This is a genomic window from Veillonella parvula (assembly GCF_032550495.1).
Classification (GTDB): domain Bacteria; phylum Bacillota; class Negativicutes; order Veillonellales; family Veillonellaceae; genus Veillonella; species Veillonella parvula_G.
Genome location: NZ_JAWFZJ010000005.1, coordinates 1 through 24,599, shown reverse-complemented (window position 1 = coordinate 24,599; position 24,599 = coordinate 1). Strand labels below are relative to the sequence as shown.

At 39.3% G+C, this 24,599-nt stretch carries 20 protein-coding genes, 3 tRNA genes and 1 rRNA gene; 22 read left to right on the top strand and 2 right to left on the bottom strand.

Annotation, left to right across the window (positions count from 1 at the left end):
- Window positions 1–20 precede the first annotated feature (20 nt).
- Window positions 21–1,049, top strand: a complete 1,029-nt coding sequence (locus E6X37_RS09110; protein WP_278622112.1) for a helix-turn-helix transcriptional regulator — start codon at window positions 21–23, stop codon at window positions 1,047–1,049.
- Between the two features lie 46 nt (window positions 1,050–1,095).
- Here the strand turns inward: E6X37_RS09110 and putP are convergent, their stop codons facing one another.
- Complete coding sequence (gene putP / locus E6X37_RS09105; protein ID WP_004696839.1) at window positions 1,096–2,583, bottom strand: sodium/proline symporter PutP; 1,488 nt, start codon at window positions 2,581–2,583, stop codon at window positions 1,096–1,098.
- A 316-nt stretch (window positions 2,584–2,899) separates the two neighbouring features.
- Here putP and recQ point away from each other — a divergent pair, with 316 nt between their 5' ends.
- The 5 genes from recQ (at window position 2,900) to E6X37_RS09080 (ending at window position 10,367) form a co-directional block, all read left to right on the top strand.
- Window positions 2,900–4,768: a DNA helicase RecQ gene (recQ, locus tag E6X37_RS09100; RefSeq protein WP_195394840.1), complete on the top strand. Its 1,869-nt coding sequence runs from the start codon at window positions 2,900–2,902 to the stop codon at window positions 4,766–4,768.
- 126 nt (window positions 4,769–4,894) lie between these two features.
- A complete protein-coding gene (locus tag E6X37_RS09095; RefSeq protein WP_287526905.1) occupies window positions 4,895–5,686 on the top strand; it encodes a thymidylate synthase in 792 nt (263 codons plus the stop codon).
- Between the two features lie 131 nt (window positions 5,687–5,817).
- On the top strand, window positions 5,818–6,312 hold the full coding sequence (locus E6X37_RS09090) for a dihydrofolate reductase (protein WP_156697444.1): 495 nt from the start codon (window positions 5,818–5,820) through the stop codon (window positions 6,310–6,312).
- On the top strand, window positions 6,309–8,624 hold the full coding sequence (locus tag E6X37_RS09085; RefSeq protein ID WP_316689758.1) for a Tex family protein: 2,316 nt from the start codon (window positions 6,309–6,311) through the stop codon (window positions 8,622–8,624). Before E6X37_RS09090 ends, E6X37_RS09085 begins: the two co-directional genes overlap by 4 nt.
- Before the next feature lie 258 nt (window positions 8,625–8,882).
- Window positions 8,883–10,367, top strand: coding sequence for an aldehyde dehydrogenase family protein (locus E6X37_RS09080; protein ID WP_008602634.1), 1,485 nt, complete (start codon window positions 8,883–8,885; stop codon window positions 10,365–10,367).
- A gap of 63 nt (window positions 10,368–10,430) precedes the next feature.
- Here E6X37_RS09080 and E6X37_RS09075 read toward each other — a convergent pair whose 3' ends face one another.
- Window positions 10,431–11,006: a hypothetical protein gene (locus E6X37_RS09075; RefSeq protein WP_287518783.1), complete on the bottom strand. Its 576-nt coding sequence runs from the start codon at window positions 11,004–11,006 to the stop codon at window positions 10,431–10,433.
- Window positions 11,007–11,310: 304 nt separating this feature from the next.
- Between E6X37_RS09075 and E6X37_RS09070 the strand changes: the two genes are divergently transcribed.
- The 16 genes from E6X37_RS09070 to E6X37_RS08995 all read left to right on the top strand — a co-directional run.
- Entirely contained in the window at window positions 11,311–12,261 is a 951-nt protein-coding gene (locus E6X37_RS09070; protein WP_287518781.1) for a hypothetical protein, read from the top strand.
- A 162-nt stretch (window positions 12,262–12,423) separates the two neighbouring features.
- The gene (locus E6X37_RS09065) at window positions 12,424–12,852 is read left to right on the top strand and encodes a phosphatase (protein WP_195394836.1); all 429 of its coding nucleotides are present in this window, start codon (window positions 12,424–12,426) and stop codon (window positions 12,850–12,852) included.
- Between the two features lie 97 nt (window positions 12,853–12,949).
- Window positions 12,950–14,515, top strand: a complete 1,566-nt coding sequence (locus E6X37_RS09060; protein ID WP_287526896.1) for a DEAD/DEAH box helicase — start codon at window positions 12,950–12,952, stop codon at window positions 14,513–14,515.
- A 171-nt stretch (window positions 14,516–14,686) separates the two neighbouring features.
- On the top strand, window positions 14,687–15,106 hold the full coding sequence (locus E6X37_RS09055) for a Fur family transcriptional regulator (RefSeq protein ID WP_004695325.1): 420 nt from the start codon (window positions 14,687–14,689) through the stop codon (window positions 15,104–15,106).
- A gap of 80 nt (window positions 15,107–15,186) precedes the next feature.
- A complete protein-coding gene (locus tag E6X37_RS09050; protein ID WP_287526893.1) occupies window positions 15,187–16,023 on the top strand; it encodes a deoxyribonuclease IV in 837 nt (278 codons plus the stop codon).
- A 217-nt stretch (window positions 16,024–16,240) separates the two neighbouring features.
- Window positions 16,241–17,473, top strand: a complete 1,233-nt coding sequence (locus E6X37_RS09045) for an exonuclease SbcCD subunit D (protein ID WP_287526890.1) — start codon at window positions 16,241–16,243, stop codon at window positions 17,471–17,473.
- Window positions 17,474–20,557, top strand: a complete 3,084-nt coding sequence (locus tag E6X37_RS10415; protein WP_316689756.1) for an SMC family ATPase — start codon at window positions 17,474–17,476, stop codon at window positions 20,555–20,557.
- A gap of 92 nt (window positions 20,558–20,649) precedes the next feature.
- Complete coding sequence (locus tag E6X37_RS09035) at window positions 20,650–21,024, top strand: VOC family protein (RefSeq protein ID WP_004695332.1); 375 nt, start codon at window positions 20,650–20,652, stop codon at window positions 21,022–21,024.
- On the top strand, window positions 21,024–21,731 hold the full coding sequence (locus E6X37_RS09030) for a tRNA threonylcarbamoyladenosine dehydratase (protein ID WP_227037432.1): 708 nt from the start codon (window positions 21,024–21,026) through the stop codon (window positions 21,729–21,731). Before E6X37_RS09035 ends, E6X37_RS09030 begins: the two co-directional genes overlap by 1 nt.
- Entirely contained in the window at window positions 21,728–22,162 is a 435-nt protein-coding gene (locus E6X37_RS09025) for a peptidylprolyl isomerase (protein ID WP_004695336.1), read from the top strand. Before E6X37_RS09030 ends, E6X37_RS09025 begins: the two co-directional genes overlap by 4 nt.
- A gap of 4 nt (window positions 22,163–22,166) precedes the next feature.
- Complete coding sequence (locus E6X37_RS09020) at window positions 22,167–22,796, top strand: hypothetical protein (RefSeq protein WP_004695338.1); 630 nt, start codon at window positions 22,167–22,169, stop codon at window positions 22,794–22,796.
- Window positions 22,797–22,879: 83 nt separating this feature from the next.
- Window positions 22,880–23,719 (top strand): polyamine aminopropyltransferase, encoded by an 840-nt coding sequence (gene speE / locus E6X37_RS09015; protein ID WP_004695340.1) that lies wholly within the window; start codon window positions 22,880–22,882, stop codon window positions 23,717–23,719.
- A gap of 218 nt (window positions 23,720–23,937) precedes the next feature.
- Window positions 23,938–24,013: transfer RNA gene (locus tag E6X37_RS09010), tRNA-His, on the top strand.
- Between the two features lie 24 nt (window positions 24,014–24,037).
- Window positions 24,038–24,112 (top strand) — tRNA-Gln (locus E6X37_RS09005).
- A gap of 4 nt (window positions 24,113–24,116) precedes the next feature.
- Window positions 24,117–24,192: transfer RNA gene (locus E6X37_RS09000), tRNA-Lys, on the top strand.
- Between the two features lie 335 nt (window positions 24,193–24,527).
- Window positions 24,528–24,599 (top strand): 16S ribosomal RNA (locus tag E6X37_RS08995); the annotation flags it as partial.

The window sequence follows — 24,599 nt, the reverse complement described above, 5'->3', positions numbered from 1 at the left end:
ATTTGTAAAAGGAGTCTTTTATGGCATCTAAGAAGGCAGTTCTAGTATATATACTAGAAATCCTGAAAGACGAAACAGATGCTAATCATACGTTATCTCAAGAGGAGATTCGCAGTATATTAGCCGAACGGTACGAGGTATCCGTCGATCGGAAAACCTTAGGCCGTCATTTAAATGATTTATATGAATCTGGAGATTTTGGTATTCAATGTGAAGAGTCTGCTGTGGGAGCAGATGGCACCATTCGACGTACTGATTTCTATATGATTCATACCTTTGAAGATTCTGAATTGCGATTATTGATTGATGGTATATTGGCATCTCGCCATATTACTGCATCTCAACGTAAAGATTTAATCGGGCGTGTTGCAAAATTGGGTAGCTCCTATTTTAAGCCTCATGGTATTGATATTGAAAGTAATACGGGGTACCTTCATAGAAGCCAAGATTTATTTCTTAATATTGATCTCATAGAAGAAGCAATACAAAAGGGTAGAAAAATTTCATTGGCCTATTGCCAACCAGATGTGGATAAGCGATTACATATTAATCTTGGGCCAGATCATAAGGAACGGAAGTATGTATTTAATCCATTCCAACTAGTAATGAATCGAGGACATTATTACTTGGTGGGAAATCACGAAAATTATGATGACATGTCTACATTACGCGTTGATCGAATTGCACATATTGCGGTGCTAAATGAACGTAGAAAACCTTTGCGGGAGATAAAGGGATATCAACAACAACGCACCTTTAATGTGTCACAATACGTAAAGGAACATATTTATATGTTCGGTGGTGAATCTATTACTGTTACGTTTAAAGCTAGACGTTCCATCGTAAATCAAATTTTAGATTGGTTCGATGGCAATGTAGAGTTTACAAATATAACAGCTGATAATGTTGTATGTCGTGTACGTGTTAATCATGACGCCTTTAAATATTGGGCGCTCCAATATATGCAAAGTGTAAAGGTGCTTACTCCAGCTTCTTTAGTGACAGAAGTAAAAGCCGCAATTGAAGAAGGTTTACACCAATACTCATAAATAAAAGCTAGTTGATCGGTGAATCAACTAGCTTTTTTATGTTTTCTTATAGAATATGCATTTTTTCTGCTTCTCTATAGTCTTTTAGAACCGGACGTGGAGGCAATTTACCCATGAGGCTTACAATATAGATTGCGATAGAAGAGAAGATGAAGCCTGGCACAATTTCATATAGGCCAAAGAATCCAAATTGTTTCCAAATGAGTACTGTTAAACCACCTACAACAATACCAGCGATACATCCGTGACGCGTCATGCGCTTCCAGAACAAGGAGAACAAGATTGCTGGACCGAAGGCTGCGCCGAAGCCTGCCCAAGCATAGGCTACCATCGTCAAGATATAGCTGTCTGGGTCCATTGCCATATAGATGGCAATCAATGCCACTAGAAGTACTACGATACGGCTTACTAATACAAGCTCTTTATCGCTTGCTTTTGGATGGATGATATTAGCATAGAAGTCATTAGAAATAGCAGAAGCTGTTACTAATAATTGAGCAGATGCGGTACTCATGATGGCTGCCAATACGGCGGACCAGATAAGCCCAGCTACAAATGGAGTAAAGAGGCGTTCTGTCATGATGAGGAATATTGTTTCCGCATCAGTGCCTACTAACTTATCTGGCAGCATGTAAACATGACCGATGAGACCTACAGCAATAGCTGCCATAAGAGATAAGATAACCCATACCATGGCGATGTTCGTAGATTTCTTAAGTTCTTTCGCATCAGAGATAGCCATGAATCTAACTAGGATGTGAGGTTGACCAAAGTAGCCAAGACCCCAACCAAGAGAAGAAATTAGGCCGATAGCCCAAGTAAACCAATCAGATGGATTACCAAACAAGCTAAGTCCTTGTGGAAACTCATGTTGGATGAGTTGGAATGTTTCAATAGGGCCACCCATGTACATGGCTGCTGTAATTGGTACTGCCAAGATGGCAAAGAACATTAATGCGCCTTGAATACAGTCTGTCCAAGATACGGCAAGGAATCCGCCAAGGAAGGTATAAAATACGACGATGCCAGCGGTGATAAAGAGGGATACGGTGTAATCAAGACCAAAGATGGTATTGAACAATTTGCCCCCTGCCACGAATCCTGATGATGTATAAATCAAGAAGAAAATTAAGATAAATAAGGCGGAAATGACAGCTACCGAATGCGATTGATCGTGGAAACGATTCTTCAAATAATCCGGTAATGTCAAGCTATCACTGGCTACCTCAGTATGGTTACGTAAGCGTCTAGAAACGAATTTCCAGTTCGCCCATGTACCTAATGTGAGGCCTACGGCAATCCACACACCAGAAATCCCCGTAGTATACGCTAGGCCCGGCACACCCATGAGCATCCAACCACTCATATCTGATGCTTCCGCACTAAGTGCTGTAATCCATGGTCCTAATTGTCGGCCACCGAGGATGTAATCACCAATGCTGTTCGATTTACGATAATAGTAGACCCCGATATACATCATGAGTCCTAGATATAAGGCAAAGGCGATAATAATCATTAAGTTGTCTTGTGTCATGCCTATATAAGACCTCCTTAGGTTCTAGTTATATTCTATAGTATAGTAAATAATTTTTATTGTACCACATATTAGTACTTTAGAGGGTAAAAAATTGGTGATATCAATAAGATTCCTATATTAATTTAGGCTATATATTTTAGAGATACGCATTAGCTGATTACTTATGAAATCATATATTAATAAGCCCCATACCGAACAAAATATGATAAAATAGAAGAATGGAAAAACGATATTTCGTATTGGGTATACGAAATATTGGTCAGTAGTAATCGAGATTAATATTTACATTTCTGGAACGTGAAAGGAGGACCTTATGGAACAACAAGTAGGCACTAAGCATGAAGTACCTAAACCGCATCAAATTGTGACGAAACAACAAGCGTTGCGTATGTTGGAGACCTACTTTGGGTATACCTCCTTTAGACCGGCTCAAGAGGCTCCTATTGCATCCTTGTTGAGGAACGAAGATGTAATTGGAATCATGCCGACAGGGGCTGGAAAGTCTATCTGTTTCCAGATTCCTGCGCTCTGTAAGGCGGGCTTGACTATCGTGTTTTCTCCTCTCATTTCTCTTATGAAAGACCAAGTGGATGGTCTTTTAGTACAGAATATACCAGCGGCACTTATCAATAGTACGCTTACCCAAGCAGAGTTTAATAAAACCATGTACGAAGTACGTAGTGGTAAGATTAAACTCTTATATATTGCGCCAGAGCGGTTGAGCTCTAATTTTTTCTGTAATGTACTGCGAGCGTTACCGATTGCTCAAGTTATCGTGGATGAGGCTCACTGTATCTCTGAGTGGGGCCATGATTTTAGACCGTCTTATCGACTTATCGGAGAGTGGCTCAATTCATTGCCAAAGAGACCTATCGTGGGGGCTTTCACGGCGACGGCGACGAAATATGTAGAAAATGATATAAAAAAATTATTAGGCCTAGATAAGGCTAATGTATACGTGACGGGTTTTGATCGGCCTAATTTATCCTTCTCTGTCATCCGCACACCGAAGCGGATGGATTACGTTGTCCATTATGTGCGAGAACACGCGAATGAAAATGGTATTATCTATTGTGCAACGCGCAAGGATGTAGATCGGGTTTATGAAAATTTAACCCGTGCGGGCATCAAAGCTGGTCATTACCACGGAGGACTCAACGACGAGGTGCGCCGTGAAATGCAGAATGCCTATGCAGACGATAAATTACAGGTTATGGTAGCGACGAATGCCTTTGGTATGGGCATTGATAAAAGCAATGTACGCTATGTGCTACATTATCAAATGCCGCGTAATATGGAGTCCTATTATCAGGAGGCAGGACGAGCTGGACGTGATGGGGCACCTGCTGAATGTATCTTGCTTTATAGTGGACAGGATGTGCAGGTTCATAAGTATTTAATTGAACAGTCCATTGAAACGCCGGAACGACAAAATGTGGAGTTACGCAAATTGCAGTCCATGATTGATTACTGTTTCTGTAGTAATTGCTTGCGTAAATATATGCTTAATTACTTTGGTGAAAGCACCATTTGGACAACCTGTGATAATTGTAGCTCTTGTAAGGGCTCTGCTGATAAGGTCAATGTTACGAAAGAAGCAAAGGCTATTTTTCGTGCCATTATGGGCACTGATGAGCGATATGGGGCATCAATGATAACCTCTATTGTCCGCGGGGAGCGAACGGATCGGATTATGCGTGCTGGCCATGATGCATTGCCTGTCTTTGGTTTACTGAGCAATGTAGATGAAAAATCTATTAAAGGACTTATTCAACAGTTTGTAGCATCTGGCTATTTGCGCAGTTCGACGGGAAAATATCCTGTGTTATCTTTAACGGCTGGTGCCGAGGAAGTGTTAGCAGGTCGTAAAGAGGTAGAGGAAATCAGACAACATGTGTCTGTGCCTTCTCGCAACAGTAAATCTGCTACCTCTGTGGCACGAGGAAAATCTAGTCCTACATCGGGCGGTTTATTTGAACATTTGCGGCAACATCGCAAGCGCTTGGCTGAAGAAGCGGGCCTTAGACCGTATCTTATCTTCCCTGATACAGTACTCATAGATTTGGCAAATTTACGACCTACAACATTAGGTGAGTTTGGCAATGTTAAAGGCGTAGGGACAGCAAAATTGAAAAAATATGGACTTACCTTTTTACAGGCCATTGCAGAATATAAGGGATGATAAATTTTACTGTATATATGGTAGTACCATATATTTTTTAGTATGATAGTACTATATGTTTTAGTAAGATTAGTAAGATATAAGTTAGTATTATTTGGCTTATTATAAATAGATTTAGGGGGATATATGAGCTTAGCAGATACACAATACCTCGGTATTATTGAAAATATTTTAGATCATGGTATTTATGGTCAAAACCGTACAGGAATCGCAACGTACAAATTGCCTCAACAAATCATGCAATTTAACTTGCAAGAGGAATTCCCGATTTTGACTACAAAATTTGTAGCTTTCAAAACGGCTGTAAAAGAATTACTTTGGATTTGGCAAATGCAGTCCAATGACGTACGCAAATTGCAAGAAATGAATGTGCACGTGTGGGATGAATGGATGCGTGAGGATGGTACTATTGGTAAAGCATACGGCTACCAAATTGCGAAGTATAAGCAATTAGACAAGCTCATCAAAACTATTAAAGAAGATCCTGATAGTCGCCGAATGATTGTAACCCTTTGGAATATTGAAGATTTAGATGACATGGCGTTGCAACCATGTGCGTATGAAACCTTATGGGATGTAGGGGATGGTTACTTGAACTGCATGCTCATCCAACGCAGTGGTGACATGGGGCTTGGCGTTCCGTTTAACACGGCTCAATATGCGGCATTACAATGTATGATTGCTCAAGTAACCGGTCTAAAACCAGGTAAATTTACACATGTTATCAACAATGCCCACATCTATGAAAATCACGTAGAGGCATTGCGTGAGCAATTAGCACGTCGCAATCAAGCGTTGCCTGCTCCAAAAATTATCGTGAATCCTGAGGTAAAAGACTTCTATGACTTCACACCAGAGGATATAACCTTAGATGGATATGAGCACCTTGGTAAATTATCAATGACTGTTGCTGTATAGCATAGTATTTATGACAATTGTTAAATAGCATAATATGTATGGCTATTGCTATATAGTATCGTGTTCATAACCATTGTTAAATAGCATAACTTATGACTGTTGCCATATAGTATTAACCGAAAGAGGGCAGTATGTTAGCATTAATCGTAGCCGTAGCACATAATCGTGTAATCGGTAAAGATAATACTTTGATTTGGCATTTGCCAAATGATTTGAAATTCTTTAAGGAAAAAACAACAGGCCATGTTATCATCATGGGCCGTAAGACCTTTGAAAGCTTACCGTTCTTGTTGCCAAATCGTGAGCATTGGGTAATTACTCGTGATAAAGGCTTTGATGCACCAGAAGGTGTTAAGATTTTCCATAGCCCTGAGGCGGCTGCTGAAGCAGCACGTGCTCTTGATGCGGCCTACGTTATTGGTGGGGCTCAAGTATACGAGGCCTTTCTACCTTACGTAGATACTATGTATATCACTGAAGTAGACCACGAATTTGATGGGGATGCATTTTTCCCTGAGTTTTCTGAGGAGGCTTTCACCATTGAATCCGTAGTAGACGGCGCGGTGGATGAAAAGAACAAATATCCTCATCGTTTTGTAACCTATCGCAGAAAGGCATCTAAATGAGTGAAAGAATGTTTGCCATTATTGGCAGTGAATTAAATGTTAAGCCAAAGCAGGTGCAAGCTGCGGTAGAATTGTTGGACGAAGGCAATACGGTGCCATTTATCGCACGGTATCGTAAAGAGGTGACGGGCGAATTGCAAGATGAGCAATTGCGCACCATTGAAGAACGCATTAAATATTTGCGCAACTTGGAAACACGTCGCCAAGAAATCATTGCATCTATTACAGAGCAAGAAAAGATGACCGACGAGTTGATGAAGTGCTTAGAAGCGGCAACAAAGCTTCAAGAGTTAGAGGATTTGTATTTACCGTACCGTCCTAAGAAACGTACGCGCGCCATGATTGCCCGTGAACGTGGCTTGGAGCCGTTAGCGGAAATGATTCTTAACGATACAGTTATCTCTGGTGATCCGTTAGAGATCGCAAAAGAATACATAACAGAAGAGGTTCCTACGCCAGAGGATGCCATACAAGGTGCTTCTGATATCGTAGCGGAAATCGTCAGCGATAGTGCAGACTTCCGGGCGTACTTGCGTAAGAAGATGTGGAATGAAGGCTTTATTCAAGCTGAATTGAGCGGTGAAGAGGAAGAACAACAACAATTCTTGCAATACGCTGAATATGCTGAGCCCGTACGTCAAATGCCGTCCCATCGTATCTTGGCGGTAAATCGCGGTGAAAAATTAGGTGCTTTGAAATTAGCTCTAACTGTACCAGGTGACACCTATATTGCTTATATGTTACAAAAGTTAGAGAAAAATCCGAAGTCGATCTTCGCAGAGTATAAAGCGGCTGCTGTAGCTGATGCGTACAAACGTCTTATTTTCCCAGCTTTAGAGCGTGAAATTCGCAATGAATTGACGGAAAATGCGGACGAGCAAGCTATCAAGGTATTTGGTGTAAATCTTAAAAATCTATTGTTACAACCACCATTGACTGGACATGTTATCATGGGCCTTGACCCTGGTTACCGTACTGGCTGTAAAATGGCGATTATCGATCAACAAGGCAATGTGCTCGATTACGGTGCGTACTATTTAACAAATAGTGAAAAGCTTCGCAAGGAAGCTCAAAAGGTATTGGCTGATAAAATCCGTAAGTTTAAGGTTACTCTTTTATCTATCGGTAATGGTACTGCATCCTATGAAACAGAGCAATTTGCGTCTACTATGATTGAAGAGGAAACATTAGATTGCCACTATATCATCACTAATGAAGCAGGTGCATCTGTATACTCTGCATCTAAATTAGCTATCGATGAGTTACCAGATTTAGATGTAACCATTCGAGGTGCTGTATCTATTGCACGCCGTGTGCAAGATCCATTGGCTGAATCTGTTAAAATCGATCCTAAATCTATTGGTGTAGGTCAATATCAACATGACGTAAACCAAAAACAATTGACTCATACCTTGGATCAAGTGGTTGAAACTGTAGTAAATCACGTTGGGGTAGAGCTAAATACTGCATCTCCAGCTATCTTGCAGCATGTTGCTGGTATTTCTAGTGCGGTGGCTAAGAATATTGTTTCATATCGTCAAGAGAATGGTGTGTTTAAAAGCCGTAAGGAATTGCTAAAAGTGCCTCGTTTAGGCCCTGCCGCCTTTACACAATGTGCTGGTTTCTTGCGCTTACAACATGGTAAAAATCCACTGGATAATACATCTGTCCATCCAGAGTCTTATGAATTGGCAGAGCGCATCATTGGTGAGTTAGGCTTTTCCTTAGAAGATTTGCAAGATAAATCTCAATTAGAAGCGTTGCAAGTTAAATTACCTCTTGTAGATGCTGAGAAAATGGCTACCAAACTTGATGCGGGCGTGCCGACTGTTCGAGATATTTTGGCGGCTCTTGCTAAACCAGGTCGTGATCCTCGGGAAGATTTACCGGCTCCGCTTACTAGAAAGCACGTAGTGAGCCTAGAAGATATTAAAGTAGGCACCGTTGTAAAAGGGACTGTTCATAACGTAGTTGATTTCGGAGCTTTCGTAGACTTTGGTCTTAAAACGAATGGTTTATTACATCGCAGCGAGCTTTGCAACAGCCGTCAACATCCATCTGATGTGCTTGCTGTAGGTGATATTATCGAAGCTCAAATCATTTCTGTTGATGTAAAACGCAATCGCATCGGTTTGTCTGTAAAAGCATTACAACCAGAAAAACCGAAGAATAACGATAATAACCGTAATAGAAATAATAACGGTCAGCTTCGAAATAATGATAACCGAAATAATAACCGTAATAATGGTGGACGTCAAAATGAGAATCACAATAATGGCTCTCGTAATAATGGGAGTCGTCGTAATTCATAATTTAATAGAAGTCTAGTTAATCTACATTAATAGATTTTAAATGATAGTCATTCTTGACTAAAAGTCATTATACTAAAAACCACACCCTCTATGGTTTTAGAGGGTGTGGTTTTTCTATATAGCTAAAATCTATGTATATTAATGCAGAATAGATATATCGAAAATAATATATCTGATTGAAAATTTTAGATATGAGGAGTATGATGAAATCAAAGAGGGGGAATTCCTAAATCATATTCCTAAAGAGGAGGTAATGCAATGAGCTTGAACCTTAAAGAAAGATATGGACTTTTAATTAATAATGAATGGGTAAAGGCATCTGATGGTGCTGAATTTAATGTATATAACCCTGCTAATGGCGAACAACTCGCTATCTGTGCAGAGGCGACGAATGATGATGTTGATAAAGCTGTAGAGGCTGCAACAGAAGCTTTCAAAACATGGAAAAAAGTATCTCAAGTAGAACGTGCCGATTATTTGTTAAAAATTGCGGATGCTATCGATGCGCATAAAGAACATTTGGCGCAAGTTGAAACATACGACAATGGTAAACCTATCCGCGAAACATTGAATGTGGATATCCCACTTGGGGCTGACCATTTCCGTTATTTTGCAGGCGTGCTTCGTTCCGAAGAAGGTTCTGCACAAGTATTTGATGAAAATACATTAAGCCTTATCGTTCGCGAACCAATTGGCGTTGTAGGCCAAGTTGTACCTTGGAACTTCCCATTCCTAATGGCCGCTTGGAAATTGGCTCCAGCTCTTGCAGCAGGATGTACAGTTGTTATCAAACCTTCTAGCCACACATCTCTTAGCTTATTAGAACTTGGCGATATTTTGAAAGAAATCTTGCCGCCAGGTGTTGTAAACATCGTAACTGGTAAAGGTTCTAAATCCGGTCAATATATCCTCGATCATCCAGGTTTCAGTAAACTTGCTTTCACAGGCTCTACAGAGGTAGGTCTAGATGTATATAAAGCAGCATCTGAACGCTTGATTCCTGCCACATTGGAATTAGGTGGTAAATCTGCGAATATCTTCTTTGACGATGCGAACTGGAAACAAGCTCTTGACGGAGCAATGCTCGGCATTCTCTTCAACCAAGGTCAAGTATGTTGCGCAGGATCCCGTATCTTCGTACAAGATACAATTTACGATAAATTCGTAGCTGAACTTGCCGCACTATTCGATAAGGTGAAAGTTGGTTTGCCTTGGGAAGAATCTACACAACTTGGTTCCTTAATTTACGAAGATCAAGTTAATAAAGTATTGAGCTATGTAGACCTTGCAAAAGAAGAAGGAGCTCGTGTTGTAGCCGGTGGTGTACGTGTTACTGATGGCGAACTTGGTAAAGGTTGCTTTGTAAGACCTACACTTATTGTAGATGCTACAAATGATATGCGTGTAGCTCGCGAAGAAATCTTCGGTCCTGTAGCTGTTGTCATCAAATTCCACAGCGAAGAAGAAGTTATTGAACAAGCTAATGACAGCTTATACGGCCTTGGTGGTGGCGTATTTACTCAAAACATCAACCGTGCTATCCGCGTAGCTCGCGGTATCGAAACAGGACGTATGTGGGTAAATACATATAACTCTATCCCTGCAGGCGCTCCATTTGGCGGTTACAAACAATCCGGTATCGGACGTGAAACTCACAAAGTTATTCTTGAGCACTACACTCAAATGAAAAACATCATCGTAAACTTGAGCGACAAACCATCTGGGTTCTATGACTTAGACTAATAAAATAGCAATCTCTCCAATAAACTATAACAAAGAGGCACCTCGAATGAGGTGCCTCTTTTACTAATATTGAGATAGACGGAATATTTTTCTATACTCTTCTGGTGCATTAGAACCATCAGAAGGTTTTATAATAACTCTAATATATATATCTTCTTTGAAGTCTGGATATGTTGTTGCATATTCTTTGCAGAATTGATCCATTCGATTGTAAAAGTTTGTTACATCTTGGTTTTGTATGGCTGAATAGGGGATAGGCATTTCAATATACAAAGAAGATGTATCATATGTGGCATAAGATAATTCCTCTGCTGTTAGATAATTCTTCATTAATGGAAATGCAGTTATTAACGGGATGTTGGTTATCAGTATTCGCTCAACTTGTGGTACAACAGGTGCAGAGGTATGTAAGGCTTCAGATATTTCAATGGGCATTTGTGGATATTTGTCAAAGGTGACTTGCCATCTATTGTTCCTATGAGATTCCAAGTGATATGTTAGATTAGGATAATCCTCATTTATATATTGTTGTACTTCATCTTTACTATAATGTGAGAGAAGATGACAACCCGTTGTTAGTATGAGGGATAGTATAATCAGTGGCAATAATATAAATCGTTTTAGGGTAAAAGGTTTCATTGTATATTCCTTTTATACTACTTTAGGAAGTTTAGTAAATCGTAATTGCTTAACAGGCATTGTTTAATTTATTGGTGGAATTTTGGAGTACATTTTGGAGTACACTATTTTAATTATATTATATCTAAATTAAATGTTTACTCATATAGCTGATTAATACCACACACCTCTCAATAAATCATAATAAAGAAGTAGCCCGAAAGAGGTGTCTTTTTTGTACTTAACAATAGTCTATTATATGTAAAAGTATAGTGTATGTTATAATTGTAGCCATATAAAATCGTGTTATTTATAGAGGGCTATTATGAATTTGAAGAGAGTAATTAAATGGATTGGATATATTGTTGGCATAATAGTAGTGCTTTATATACTCATATTGGGAGTATTGATATATTTCTTGGCAAGTGGTGACTTTAAAAATAGTTTGATTTATTTAAGTGATCTTAAAGAGAGTGGATTATATTATGGCAATGAAAACCGTAAGATTGCTGATAATGTAGTTGCTGTTCATGAGGTGGATAATAAACTTTATTACATAACGTTAGACGGTATTGGTATTTTTGATGAGAATGTAAGTTTACTAGATGCTTGGAATAAAAATCTTAATAAATATAATACTTTCATTCCTCGGATAGATTCTAAAGAAACACAATTTAATGTAAGTCTTGATCAGTTATACCCTAATATTTCTAGTCTTGATGAAAGTGATAGAGATATATGGCATGAGATCTTTTATGATAGTGAGAAACGATATACAGGTCCAAACGCTGGATATACTATAAAGTTACCTTTCTATGTATCGTATAGAAAGGAAGACTTGATTAAGCATAATGATATAGTAGATCTTTCTACAGGGACTATTATTGGTAAGTATGGAAGTGAGCATATTTTAAGAAATAATGCTTATTATAATTTTGAATTCGGGAAATTGACTAAAATTGATTTCTATCAGAAGGCTATATATAGCTATTATTCTGATAATCTTGATATAGGTCGGTTTAGCAAGAATAATGCAGGTGATGAGAGATATGAATCTTATGCACGAAATGAGTTAAATAAAGTAAGAACGAAAGACATAGAGGTATTAACTAACTTACTAAATCAACGATTCATAGTGTTTAATTCCTTTAACGAGTTTTCTGATTTTGATAAAGTTACCTTTGAAGCATTAACCATTGATGCAATTAAAAATCGGAAGGCTTTACAATTAGGGCCGTTAGAAAATCAAACCCTACAGCAATATTTAAGTAAATAGAATAAATATATAGCGATGTATAACTGTATTAGACATTTATCTGTTAAGTATATCTGCGGTAGGGCATGTTTTTTATGAATCAGGTTTAAATAAGTAAAATGTTAACCATGAATAGTTTACAAGAAATTCTATTTAGAAAATGGTCAAAGGACAGGATAAACTATGATTCATTTTGATTATCTATTAATTATAGGAATATTACTTAGTGTTTTACTCTTTCTTTTAGTTGGCGTATTTTACTATAGTAAATCTAAACTTTTAAAGGGACTCAATATTTGGTTTTTAATAATACTTAGCGTTTTATTAAGTTATTTATTATATCCCTTATATGAACTGACTGATTATAGAGAAGAATTTACGACATTGGTTATTATTGCTGCGATAATCATTAAAATAAATATCAATTTATCTATATTTATGATCGCTGATAAAATAAGAACGAAATGGATTTCTAAATTAATTTTGATTCTATGGGTTGTTCTTGTTGAATGCTTGTATATGCCTATTCATTTGTCATATCTTGTTTTGTTATGTGTATCAGGTGGAATTGTGTTGATTGAACATTTTAAGGGAAAAAGAAATCCTATTTAGCTTAGATTCAGAATTACTTTTATAGCGCTCGCCCTCGAAATATGATATACTGTTTAAATGCGCATAGTTCGTGCGCGATAGGAGGAAACACATTTAGATGTTAGAAAAATTTGAACAATTAATGATTAGCGAACCTGTTCTAAGAGCGTTAAACGATATGGGCTTTGAAGAGCCTACGCCAATTCAACAGGAAGCTATCCCAGTTGCCATGAGCGGTAAAGACATGATTGGTCAAGCTCAAACAGGTACTGGTAAGACAGCAGCATTTGGCTTGCCTGTATTGGAACGCGTAGACGGGAATGAGCGTCACGTTCAAGTAGTTATTTTATCCCCTACACGAGAATTAGCTATTCAAGTAGCTGAAGAGCTTAACAAAATGGCTCAGTACACGAATATCACAGCACTGCCAATCTACGGTGGTCAAGATATTAATCGTCAGTTCCGTGCCTTGAAAAAGAATCCTCAAATCATCGTTGCCACTCCTGGCCGATTGATGGATCATATGGACCGTGGTTCTATTAAATTTGACCATGTGAAAGTTGTGGTATTGGACGAAGCCGACGAAATGTTAAATATGGGCTTTGTTGATGATATCAATAAAATCTTGGGTGCTATCCCAGAAGACCATCAAACATTGTTGTTCTCTGCAACTATGCCTAAAGCTATCCAACAATTAGCTGAAACATATTTGACAGAGCCAACATTGATTCGCATGAAACCGACTCAAGTTACGATGGACTTGATCGAACAATACTATATCGAAGTGCAAGACCGTCAAAAATTCGATGTTCTTTGTCGTTTGTTTGATATCCAAACACCTGAACTTGCTATTATCTTTACGCGTACAAAACGTCGTGTTGATGAAGTGACAGAAGGTCTTAAGAAACGTGGTTACATGGCGGAAGGCATCCATGGCGACTTGTCTCAACAAAAACGGGACAGCGTAATTCGCCAATTCCGCGAAGGTACCATCGATATTCTCGTGGCTACAGATGTGGCAGCTCGTGGTCTTGATATTTCTGGCGTATCTCACGTATATAATTATGATATGCCTCAAGATCCTGAAAGCTACACACACCGCGTAGGTCGTACAGGTCGTGCCGGTAAAGCAGGTCAAGCTTTCACGTTCGTTATCCCTCGTGAAATGGAGCATTTACATGCTATCGAGCGTTTAACAAAACGTAAAATTGCACGTCGTCGTGCACCTTCATTAGGTGAAGTTCTTGAAGGTCAACAACGTTTGGCAATTGAAAGTCTCGTTGAAATGACAGATAATCTAGAAGCATTGGCGCCTTTCAAATCTAGTGCTGAGGAATTGTTGAATGATACAGATTCTGTAACACTTTTGGCGGCAGCTCTTAAATTGTTAACAAAAGAACCAGATACTACTCCTGTAAATATTACAGAAGAAAAACCATTGCGTGTACGCCGTCGTCGTGAAAGTGGTCGTAGTGATCGTCGCCGTCGTGATGGTGATCGTCGTAGAGATGGTGACCGTCGTCGTGATGACCGTCCACGTCGCAGTCGCGATGATCGTAGAAGTGATCGTCGCAATGACCGTAAAGTTGACCGCCGCAGAGATGATCGCAAATCTGATCGTCCACGTGGTGAGAAAAAAACTCGTCATCAAAGTGAAGGGTTTAAACCTTACTTTAAAGACTAATAGGATGTGGATTGCTTCTGGGCAATCCACATTTTTTATTACTTAATAGTTAATACTATTTATCTTGATAAGTGTTGAGAATTTTGGTATAATAAATAATAATTATTTCTTGTAAACGGTCGATAATGGCCTATGCCTTATAGATTTCCAAGTGGAGAAAGGTAGATTATTATGGATATCGCACAAATTTTGCGTAGCCAGGGGTTTAAAGTAACCCCACAACGTATTGCGATTTATGATGCTTTGCGTGGTCATCATGATCATCCAACAGCAGAGATGTTGTATCATACGTTGCGCCCAGAACATCCAAGCATGAGCTTGGCTACAGTGTACAAGACGATGGAGATTTTTGAAAAAATCGGTCTTGTTAAAATTCTAGAAGTTGGTGATGAGCGTGCTCATTACGATTGGGATACACAAGCTCATTCCCATATCCGTTGCATTCGTTGCAATAAGGTAGAGGATATGATGGGCATTGATTTGAAAGCTATCAAAACGATTGCTGATCAAGGTAGCGAATATCAAATCACAGGTCAACATATTACCTTCGAAGGTGTTTGCCCTGAGTGTGCAAAAAAAGAAAGTCATTAATAGATAACCCCTGTTGTTGAAGGGCTCCTTCACGGCAGGGGTTATATTAGTTATCGTATAGTCATATATAGAGGAGTATTATGTTTGTAATAGGCAGTCACTTATCAATTAGCAAAGGTTATTTACATATGGGCAAGGAAGCGACTAAAATTGGGGGCAATACCTTCCAATACTTTACGCGTAACCCTCGTGGAGGGGGCATGCGAGCTCTTGACGTAGAGGATATGAATAACCTTTGTGCATATATGAAAGAGCACAACTTTGGTACCTTGTTGGCACATGCGCCGTATACCTATAACCCATGTGCCGCCAAAGAGGATTTACGCGCTTTTGCGAAGCAATCTATGATGGAAGATTTAGAGCGTATGGAATATTTGCCAGGTCAAATGTATAACTTTCACCCTGGTAGCCATGTGAAGCAAGGCGTAGATCAAGGTATTGAGTACATTGTAGCGTGCTTGAATGAAATCTTATTCCCAGGTATGAAGACAACAGTCCTCTTGGAAGTAATGGCTGGTAAGGGTACAGAAATCGGCTCTCGTTTTGAAGAAATTGCACGCATCATCGATGGCGTAAAGCTAAAAGAGTACATGGGTGTGTGTGTTGATACTTGCCACATTCACGAAGGGGGTTATGATATCGTACATAATCTCGATGGCGTTATTGACGAGTTCGATCGAATTGTAGGTCTTGATCGTTTGAAAGCCATTCATTTGAATGACTCTAAAAATCCTATGGGTGCCCATAAAGATCGTCATGAAAAAATTGGGGAAGGACATATTGGTATCGATGCTATTGCTCGCGTTGTAACACATCCTAAATTGACGAACTTGCCATTCTATTTGGAAACACCAAATGAATTGGACGGGTACGCAAAGGAAATTTCTATGCTACGCTCTATCGTAGAGAATAAATAATTAAAATACAGATGTTAATTTAGTTATATAATAAATATGTAGAATACCTGATGCTATACTAGTTATTGCAAATACATAAAGTTATTAAAACTATTAAGGCCATTAAAGCTATATAAAATTATTGAATTTCCATAAACTTATGAGACTAACAGCTTGTTTTAGCATTTGAATACATACATTGTGTAAGGTATAGGGAGAACTGGAAAGGGGGGACAAAATGCGTTTTTTACATACTGCTGATTGGCATTTAGGGCGTATTTTTTATGGCCAGTACTTAACAGAGGACCAAGCTCATGTGTTGGAACATCAGTTTTTTAATATTTTGAAAGATGAAAACATCGATGGCATATTGCTCGCAGGGGATATTTTTGATAGAGCGGTGCCACCCATTGAAGCTATTGAATTGTGGGACTTCATAATTACTCGTCTTGCTATGGACTACAAGGTGCCTCTCTTTGTGGTGAGCGGTAATCACGATGGGGCGGAACGTCTTGAAGTGGGGCGCTCTATGTTGGGACAATCGGGTATTCATATTTGGGGTTCTCCTCATCACGCGTTGAAGCCTTTTGAATTTGAAGGGACCGATGGCAAGGTGGCAATTTGCCCTATGCCTTTTAGTGAACCCCGGCGCATAGGGGAGGCTTTATTTGCTGATGTAGAGTCTACTAATACAGAAACTACCGATACTGAAATTGCTGACATAGCAACACAGCGTTATGAACAAAATTGCGAAAGCGCTTTGAATCTTCACAATTATGATCAAATGTATCAGGCTTGGAGCGACTACTTGTATAAACAAGTGCCTAAGGGGATGCGCAGTATCGCCATTAGCCATGCTTTTGTCATGGGCGGTGAAGTAGGGGGCTCAGAGCGTACCTTGTCTGTAGGTGGTAGTGAACAGGTAAATCCTCAAGTCTTTAAAGACTTTCACTATACTGCCTTGGGACATTTGCATGGGCCTCAACGAATGGGAGCTGATTATATTCGCTATAGTGGCTCTCCATTAAAATTTTCCTTTGATGAACATATGCAGAAGAAGTCTTTCACCATCATTGATATGGATACAAAGGGGAACGTAGATATTAGTACGATTCCTGTAGAGGCGAAGCGAGATGTAGTCGTTTTGGAAGGTTATTTTGAAGACCTGTTAAATGATAAAGTATTACAGGCTAAACATAGGGATGATTATGTGCAAGCCCGTTTACTTGATACGATGCCGATTATGGATGGAATGGCTAAATTGCGCCAGGTATATCATCGTTGTATGACCATTGATCTAGTTGGTCGTGTGGCAGGACCAATAGCAGATATGGGCGATGCGGTTTTTAAAGAATTAAATGAACGTCAATTATTTAATCAGTTTGCAGAAACTGTGTGGAAGGAACCTTTAACAGAGAAAGAACAGCAATATATCAACTCTGTATGGGACCGAATTCTTAAGGAGGACTAAATGAAGCCTATATCATTAACTATAGAAGCCTTTGGTCCGTATCGTGATTCGGTCACTTTAGATTTTAATGAGCTTCAAGACCATTCCATGTTTCTCATTGCTGGTCCTACGGGGGCAGGGAAAACATCAATCTTAGATGCCATAGTGTATGCCTTGTATGGTGAGCCGAGTGGAGAAGTACGCAAAACAGATGCTATTCGCAGTGACTTTGCAGAACCTCATCGTATGACTCGTGTCGATTTCTCCTTTGCTATTGGCAATGCACAATATCGTGTTGAACGGTTACCGAAACAGATGGTAGCAAAGAAACGTGGTACAGGGATGCGTGAACAGAATGCTAGCGCTACTGTATATGAGCGGAAAGATGGTGAGTGGAAGGTCATTGCTACCTCAGCTGCCGCTATTCGCGATACTATTCAGCAAATTATAGGCTTTCGCAAGGATCAGTTTTTACAAGTTGTGCTATTACCTCAAGGGGAATTCCGAAAGTTGCTAGTTGCCTCTACGAGTGAGCGTGAGGAATTACTGCATACACTTTTTAGAACTGAGCTATATCGAAAGTTACAAGAAGCACTGAAGGTTGCCTATGATGAAGCAAAGGCAGGTATTGAAGAAAATCTAACTAAGCAAACTGCATTTATGCAGTCTATCCCTCATGATGGAGCGACTCCAATGGTAACCATTGAGCATGTGCGTGAGTTACTAGCAAATCGGGGCCCACATCGAGATGCTCTCGCGGTAGAACGAGATGAGGCAGTAACCGTGGTAGAACAGTTTAATGTGCTCCGAAATCAATGGTCTTTATATAATCAGGCTCAACAATCTCTTGCTGAGGCTACTTCGAAACTTGACATGGTGAAAGTAAGGGAAACTGAGCGTGTAAATCTAAGCGAAAAGGTTCAGTTCCTTAACTCTTTGGCACCAACTCATGAATTATATAAACAATATATTGAGAAACAAGCTATATTAAAAACTTTAGAACAGGCCCTTTCAGATGCGAAAGAACATGTAGAACTAGCAACTCAACATGAGGCTAAATGTTTAGACGTATACAGTGACTTAGAAGGTCGAGCTGAAAGTATACAAGCTAAAAGAACTGCTTTGGCTCAATTTCAACAACAAGCAGAGAAGTTTAATGAGTTAGATGTATTGAAAAAGGAATTGTCCACATTACAGAGTAATTTAGAAGAATTAGATAGTAAAAAAAGCGAAGATGCCTTAGCTAAACAACGGAAGCTTGTAAAGACTTTAGAAAACGACTTAGAAGCTTTGCGTAAACAGTTACGAGATAATAACAAATTCTTAGAGGATGCTAATGTTATTCAAGGGCAACTAAATGATTTACATAGATATTCTGAATTGCTAGAAGAAATTAATAAGGTACAAAAAGAAATCGACGATAAAGGTCAAATGTTAGCGTCTTTAGATGAAACCTTGCAGGTTGCAAAGGTACATCTTGAACGATTAGAGCATCTAATGCAAGAAGGACGTGCCTTTGAGCTAGTTCATTTAGTTGTAGATAATGAGCCTTGTCCGGTTTGTGGCTCTACAGATCATCCACGGTTAGCAGCTAAGCCGGAGATGTATCCGACTAAGGATGAAATTGAAGAGGCTCGCAAAACCCGTGACTTGGCACTGCAAAAGCAAGCTAGCGAAGTGGGACAACAGAAAACATTAGATGCTCGTCTTAAGGAGTTAGCTAAGTTAGAAGTAGAACAATGTTCCAAACTTAAGTCATCTATGGATGGTTTTTCTAAGAAAAACTTTACATCTGTTCAACAAGATTTGTTGACTAAAATGGAGCGACTTACAGCTTTACATAGTGAGTCTGAATTGTTGAGTAACACTATAGCTGACAATGAACATGAGTTAAAAGTAGCTAGAGATAAGTTAGCAACTTTAGAACTTGCCCATAATGAATTACTTAAAAATCTACACGACCTAGAAATTCGTATTAGCTCAGTACAAGCTAACATTGATGCTCTATCTAAAACTTTACCAACCACGGATATAGCTGCATGGCAAAAACAGTTAGAGTCATTGGATAGTGATATTACACTCTACGATGAGCAGGTGAAAGTTAGCAAAACTAATTTAGATACTGCTCGAGAACAATTGAATGCCAAACGCGGACGCTTAGAAACTTTGTCCTCTCAAGTAAAAGAAGAAACAAAAAATCTTATTTTGATGTATAAGAACTATACAAAGTCATTACAATCCATTTCTTTAACAGAGAATGATTTTGTAGAGTCTTTACGTGAGATTAAAGAGATAGAGATCTATAGAACACAGCTGAACGTTTTGACTGAAGCCTTTAATAAAGCACAAGCTGTATATGATGCGGCATTAAAAGCCACAGAAACTATGGTTAAGCCAAGTGATAGTATTACTGATGAAATTTATTCTACAGCAGTAGAGCATCGGGATACACTAGTAGGTAATTTAGCGGCATGGGATAAAGAAACAAAGCATATTGAAACTACGCTCAATTCATTAGAAGAACTTGAAACTGCTATGGGTGAGGCTCGTGAAAAGGTGAAGTTCTTAAGCCGATTAAATGATCTCGCTAATGGTGGGGAGCAAGGCTTTAAAAATGTTACCTTTGAACGCTATGTGCTGGGGGCTATTTTAGATGAGGTTGTATATGCTGCTAATTTACGACTTCAGAAGATGAGTCGCAACAGATATTCCTTGGAGAGATCCGACTATACAGGTGGTGGTCGTGGCAAGCAAGGCCTCGATTTGGCGGTTATGGATGCTTTTACAGGCCAATCTAGACCAGCAAATACCTTATCTGGTGGTGAAACATTCTTGGCCTCTATGGCGCTTGCCTTGGGATTAGCGGATGTTATCCAAAGCTATGCTGGTGGCATCCATATGGATACGATGTTTATTGATGAAGGTTTTGGTACACTCGATCCAGATACATTGGAACTCGCCATGGAAACATTGTTACAGTTGCAATCGTCAGGACGTCTCATCGGCATCATTTCTCATGTACCTGAGTTAAAGTCTCGTATACCTGCTCATTTAGAAGTGACTCGAGGTGACGACGGTAGTACGGCAAAATTTGTTATTAACTAGATATCATAAACTAGATATAGATTTGCCAAATGTGTTACTATAAAAAGAGGAGAATTCCTACAAAAACATCCTGTATTTACGAAGGGGGTTCTATGAAGTTTTCGTTTGCTCATAATAATATAAATGTTAAAGACCTTGATAAAAGTCTAGCATTCTATAAAGAGGCGTTATTGCTCGAGGAGTCTCGTCGTTTGGAAGACCCAAGCGGTGCTTTTACCCTCGTGTATTTAAAAAGTCCTTATACAGCACATGAATTAGAACTTACATGGTTGCGTGACTGGGATCGTCCTTATAATTTGGGGGATAATGAATTCCACTTGGCATTCTATGTAGATGACTATGAAGCGGCTCTTAAAAAGCATAAAGAAATGGGCGTTGTTGCTTATGAGAATGCTGATATGGGTATTTATTTCATAGCAGATCCAGATGGATATTGGACAGAAATCATTCCGGCGGGGAAATATTAATGGAATATATGTTAACCCGTTTAGAGTGGTTGGTTGGTCCCAATAAAATCCAAACATTAAGAGACACGTCTATCGCGCTCTTTGGTGTAGGTGGCGTAGGTGGTGGTGCCCTTGAGGCATTGGTGCGAGCTGGTGTAGGTCGCATCGTCATTATCGATGGAGATTCCATAGCGCCTAGCAATTTGAACCGTCAAATGATTACGACTCATAATACGATTGGGGAACGTAAGGTAGAGGTAGCAAAGGCGCGAGCTCTTTCTATCAATCCTGATGTGGTGATAGAAACTCATGATATTATGTATACTGAGGAAAACTATCCTGGATTTATTCAAAGCTTGAACGTTGATTATGTTATTGACGCCATCGATATGGTAACGGCGAAACTTAATATCATTGAGGTTTGTCAACGTGAAAGCATCCCTGTTATTTCTTGTATGGGCGGAGGTAATCGCTTTTACCCAGAAAAACTTATGATTGTAGATATCAATAAGTCTCATACATGTCCTTTGGCACGCGTTATGCGTCGGGAACTCAAAAAACGGGGTATAAAAAAACAATTAGTTTTATTTTCTACTGAAAAACCGACAAAACCACAGTTCCGTGGTGATGCCACAAGTCCTGGGACATGTAGTTTTGTGCCACCAGTGGCAGGTTTTATATTAGCAGCACATGTGTTGCGTACAATTTTGGAGGTACCTGAACAATGAAAAAAGCGAAAATCCATATGGCTGACGGCGGCGATATCGTAATTGAATTATTTGAAAAAGAAGCGCCTGGCACAGTACAAAACTTTATCGACTTGATTAACAAAGGCTTCTACAATGGCCTTCGTTTTCACCGTGTAATTCCTGGTTTCGTAGCACAAGGTGGTTGTCCTAATGGCAACGGTACAGGTGGTCCTGGCTATACAATTAAAGATGAATTAGTTGGCAATCCGCATAAACATGAGCGCGGTGCTTTATCTATGGCTCACCGTGGCCCTAATACTGGTGGTAGTCAGTTCTTTATTGTATATGAGCCACAACCTCATTTAGATGGTGTACATACTGTATTTGGTAAAGTCATTGAAGGTATGGATGTAGTTGATGGTATCCAACAAGGTGCTATCATGGAAACTGTAGAAGTAATCGAAGGTTAATCTCATGAATGAAGTATCTATTAAACATCCAGAATGGCTATATATCGATGTAAATGGTAAAACATCATATGGGTATGACCAAGAGTGGTTCACTGATGAGTGGCAACGCTTGTCTGGTTGTGGGCCTACATCGGCATCACAAGTATTGGGCTATTCGCTATTTAGGGATGGCTTATTAGATCTAGAAACCACATCCGACCAAACGCTTGCTTTAGAACGGATGAACTTAGTTTGGAAATATGTAAAGCCACGTTTTGGTGGTGGTGTTTATAAAACTCAATGGATGGAACGTGGTCTTACTCGCTTACTCGAGGATAAAAGCCTATCTTATGATGTACATATGTTGAATGTATCTCCGTTCTGTGCATCACGCGTAGAGGTGGAGGCTGCAGCTCAGTTTATACATGATGCATTGGCACAGGATGTGCCTGTAGCATTTTTAAATCGTCATAAAGGAAAAGAGAAGGCTCTCTATACCTGGCATTGGGTTCCGATTCACAAGATGTTTATGGACGGCGATGATATCCGCTGTGGCATCTTTGATGAAGGTGAAATTCGTGATTTCTCTTTGGCGAATTGGATGAAAGACACTATTTTAGGTGGTGGATTCTGTTACATTAGTCGCAAAGAGTAAGTAACAGGATAATTAAAGTAATATATATACGCATCGCAGTGATTTGCGATGCGTATTGTAGTATAAATAGTAGGAGGTACTACATGAGTCAATGGATTACTGAGGAACAAACACCTCACTTACGTCTAAGCGCTGAAGCGGAAGAAGTGCTTTACTCTGGGGAATCTGAGTTTCAAAAAATTGAAGTTTTTAAATCAAAAGAGTATGGTATGATGCTCGCTTTAGATGGTGTTTTTCAAACATCTGAGCGTGAAGAGTTTATCTATCATGAAATGATGAGCCATATCCCTTTGTTCTTACATCCTAATCCTGAACGTGTCTTGATTATCGGTGGTGGTGATGGTGGCGTAGCTAGAGAATGTGTACGTCATGATTGTGTAAAAGAAGTAACAATGGTTGAAATCGATGGTAAGGTTGTAGAGTTGGCAAAACAATATCTACCAACTATTGCTAAAGCTATGATTGAAAACCACCCTAAATTGACTGTAAAAATTGGTGATGGTATTGGTTTCATGGCAGAAGCAGAAGATTACTATGATGTAATTATCGTGGATTGTTCCGATCCAATCGGTCCTGGTGAAGGCTTATTTACAGAAGAATTCTATAAGAATACATTAAAAGCTTTGAAAGCTGATGGCTTGTTTGTACAACAAACAGAATCTCCGATGTTACATCAACCATTAGTGGAAAAAGTTTTTGGTTACGTTAATAGCCATTTCCCAATTGCTCGCTTATATACAGCTTTTATTCCAATCTATCCTGCAGGAATGCATTGTTTTACATTGGGTTCCAAAACATTTGATCCTCTAACATGGACTCCAAACCGTGAACAAAACTTTGAAACTAAGTATTATAATGCGGATATTCAAAAGGCTGCTTTTGCATTGCCAAATTTTGTAAAAAATTATTTGCCAACTAAGTAAATAATATGTATAATGGGGGAGCACAATTTGTGAAATGAAAGTTTCCGATAGTGCTTCCTTATTTATATGGGGATTAAAGGGCTTATATTAGAGATAACACAATTAAAAGTTTCGTTTGTAAAAATTAATGAAATTGAGAAAAAGGTGTTGACACAAATCTCTAGAAAAGATATAATTCTCTTTGTTACGAAGACAATGTCTTCGATACCTACAAGGTGGTGGGTATGGTGAAGCGGTTAACACGGCGGATTGTGGCTCCGTTACGCGTGGGTTCGATCCCCACTACTCACCCCATAACCTACACATCGTAATCACTGTAGGGGTGTCGCCAAGTGGTAAGGCAACGGACTTTGACTCCGTTATGCGCTGGTTCGATCCCAGCCACCCCTGCCAACATGACTCACTAGCTCAGTTGGCAGAGCACCTGACTTTTAATCAGGGTGTCCCGCGTTCGAGTCGCGGGTGAGTCACCAAATTAAAACTCACAAACTTCGGTTTGTGAGTTTTCTATCTCTATTTTTAGAGATTTTGGTTATGATTGTGAGTATAAATTTAATCAAAAATCGGTTGAAAAAATCTTTGGAAAAGAGGTTGACGATTTAAGGTTAGATTGATATACTATACAAGTCGTTAGGGCGCAGAACTAACGTAACAGATCTTTGAAAACTGAACAATGATAGGTAATCAATCATATGATTGAACATATGCCAGAGTGCGGGTTTTGACATAGTCAAAACCAACCATAATTCAAAGCTACTTAATAGTAGCGACAACAAAAACGAATGAGCTATTCAAATAGCTTCAAGATATCTTGGAGAGTTTGATCCTGGCTCAGGACGAACGCTGGCGGCGTGCTTAACACATGCAAGTCGAACGAAGA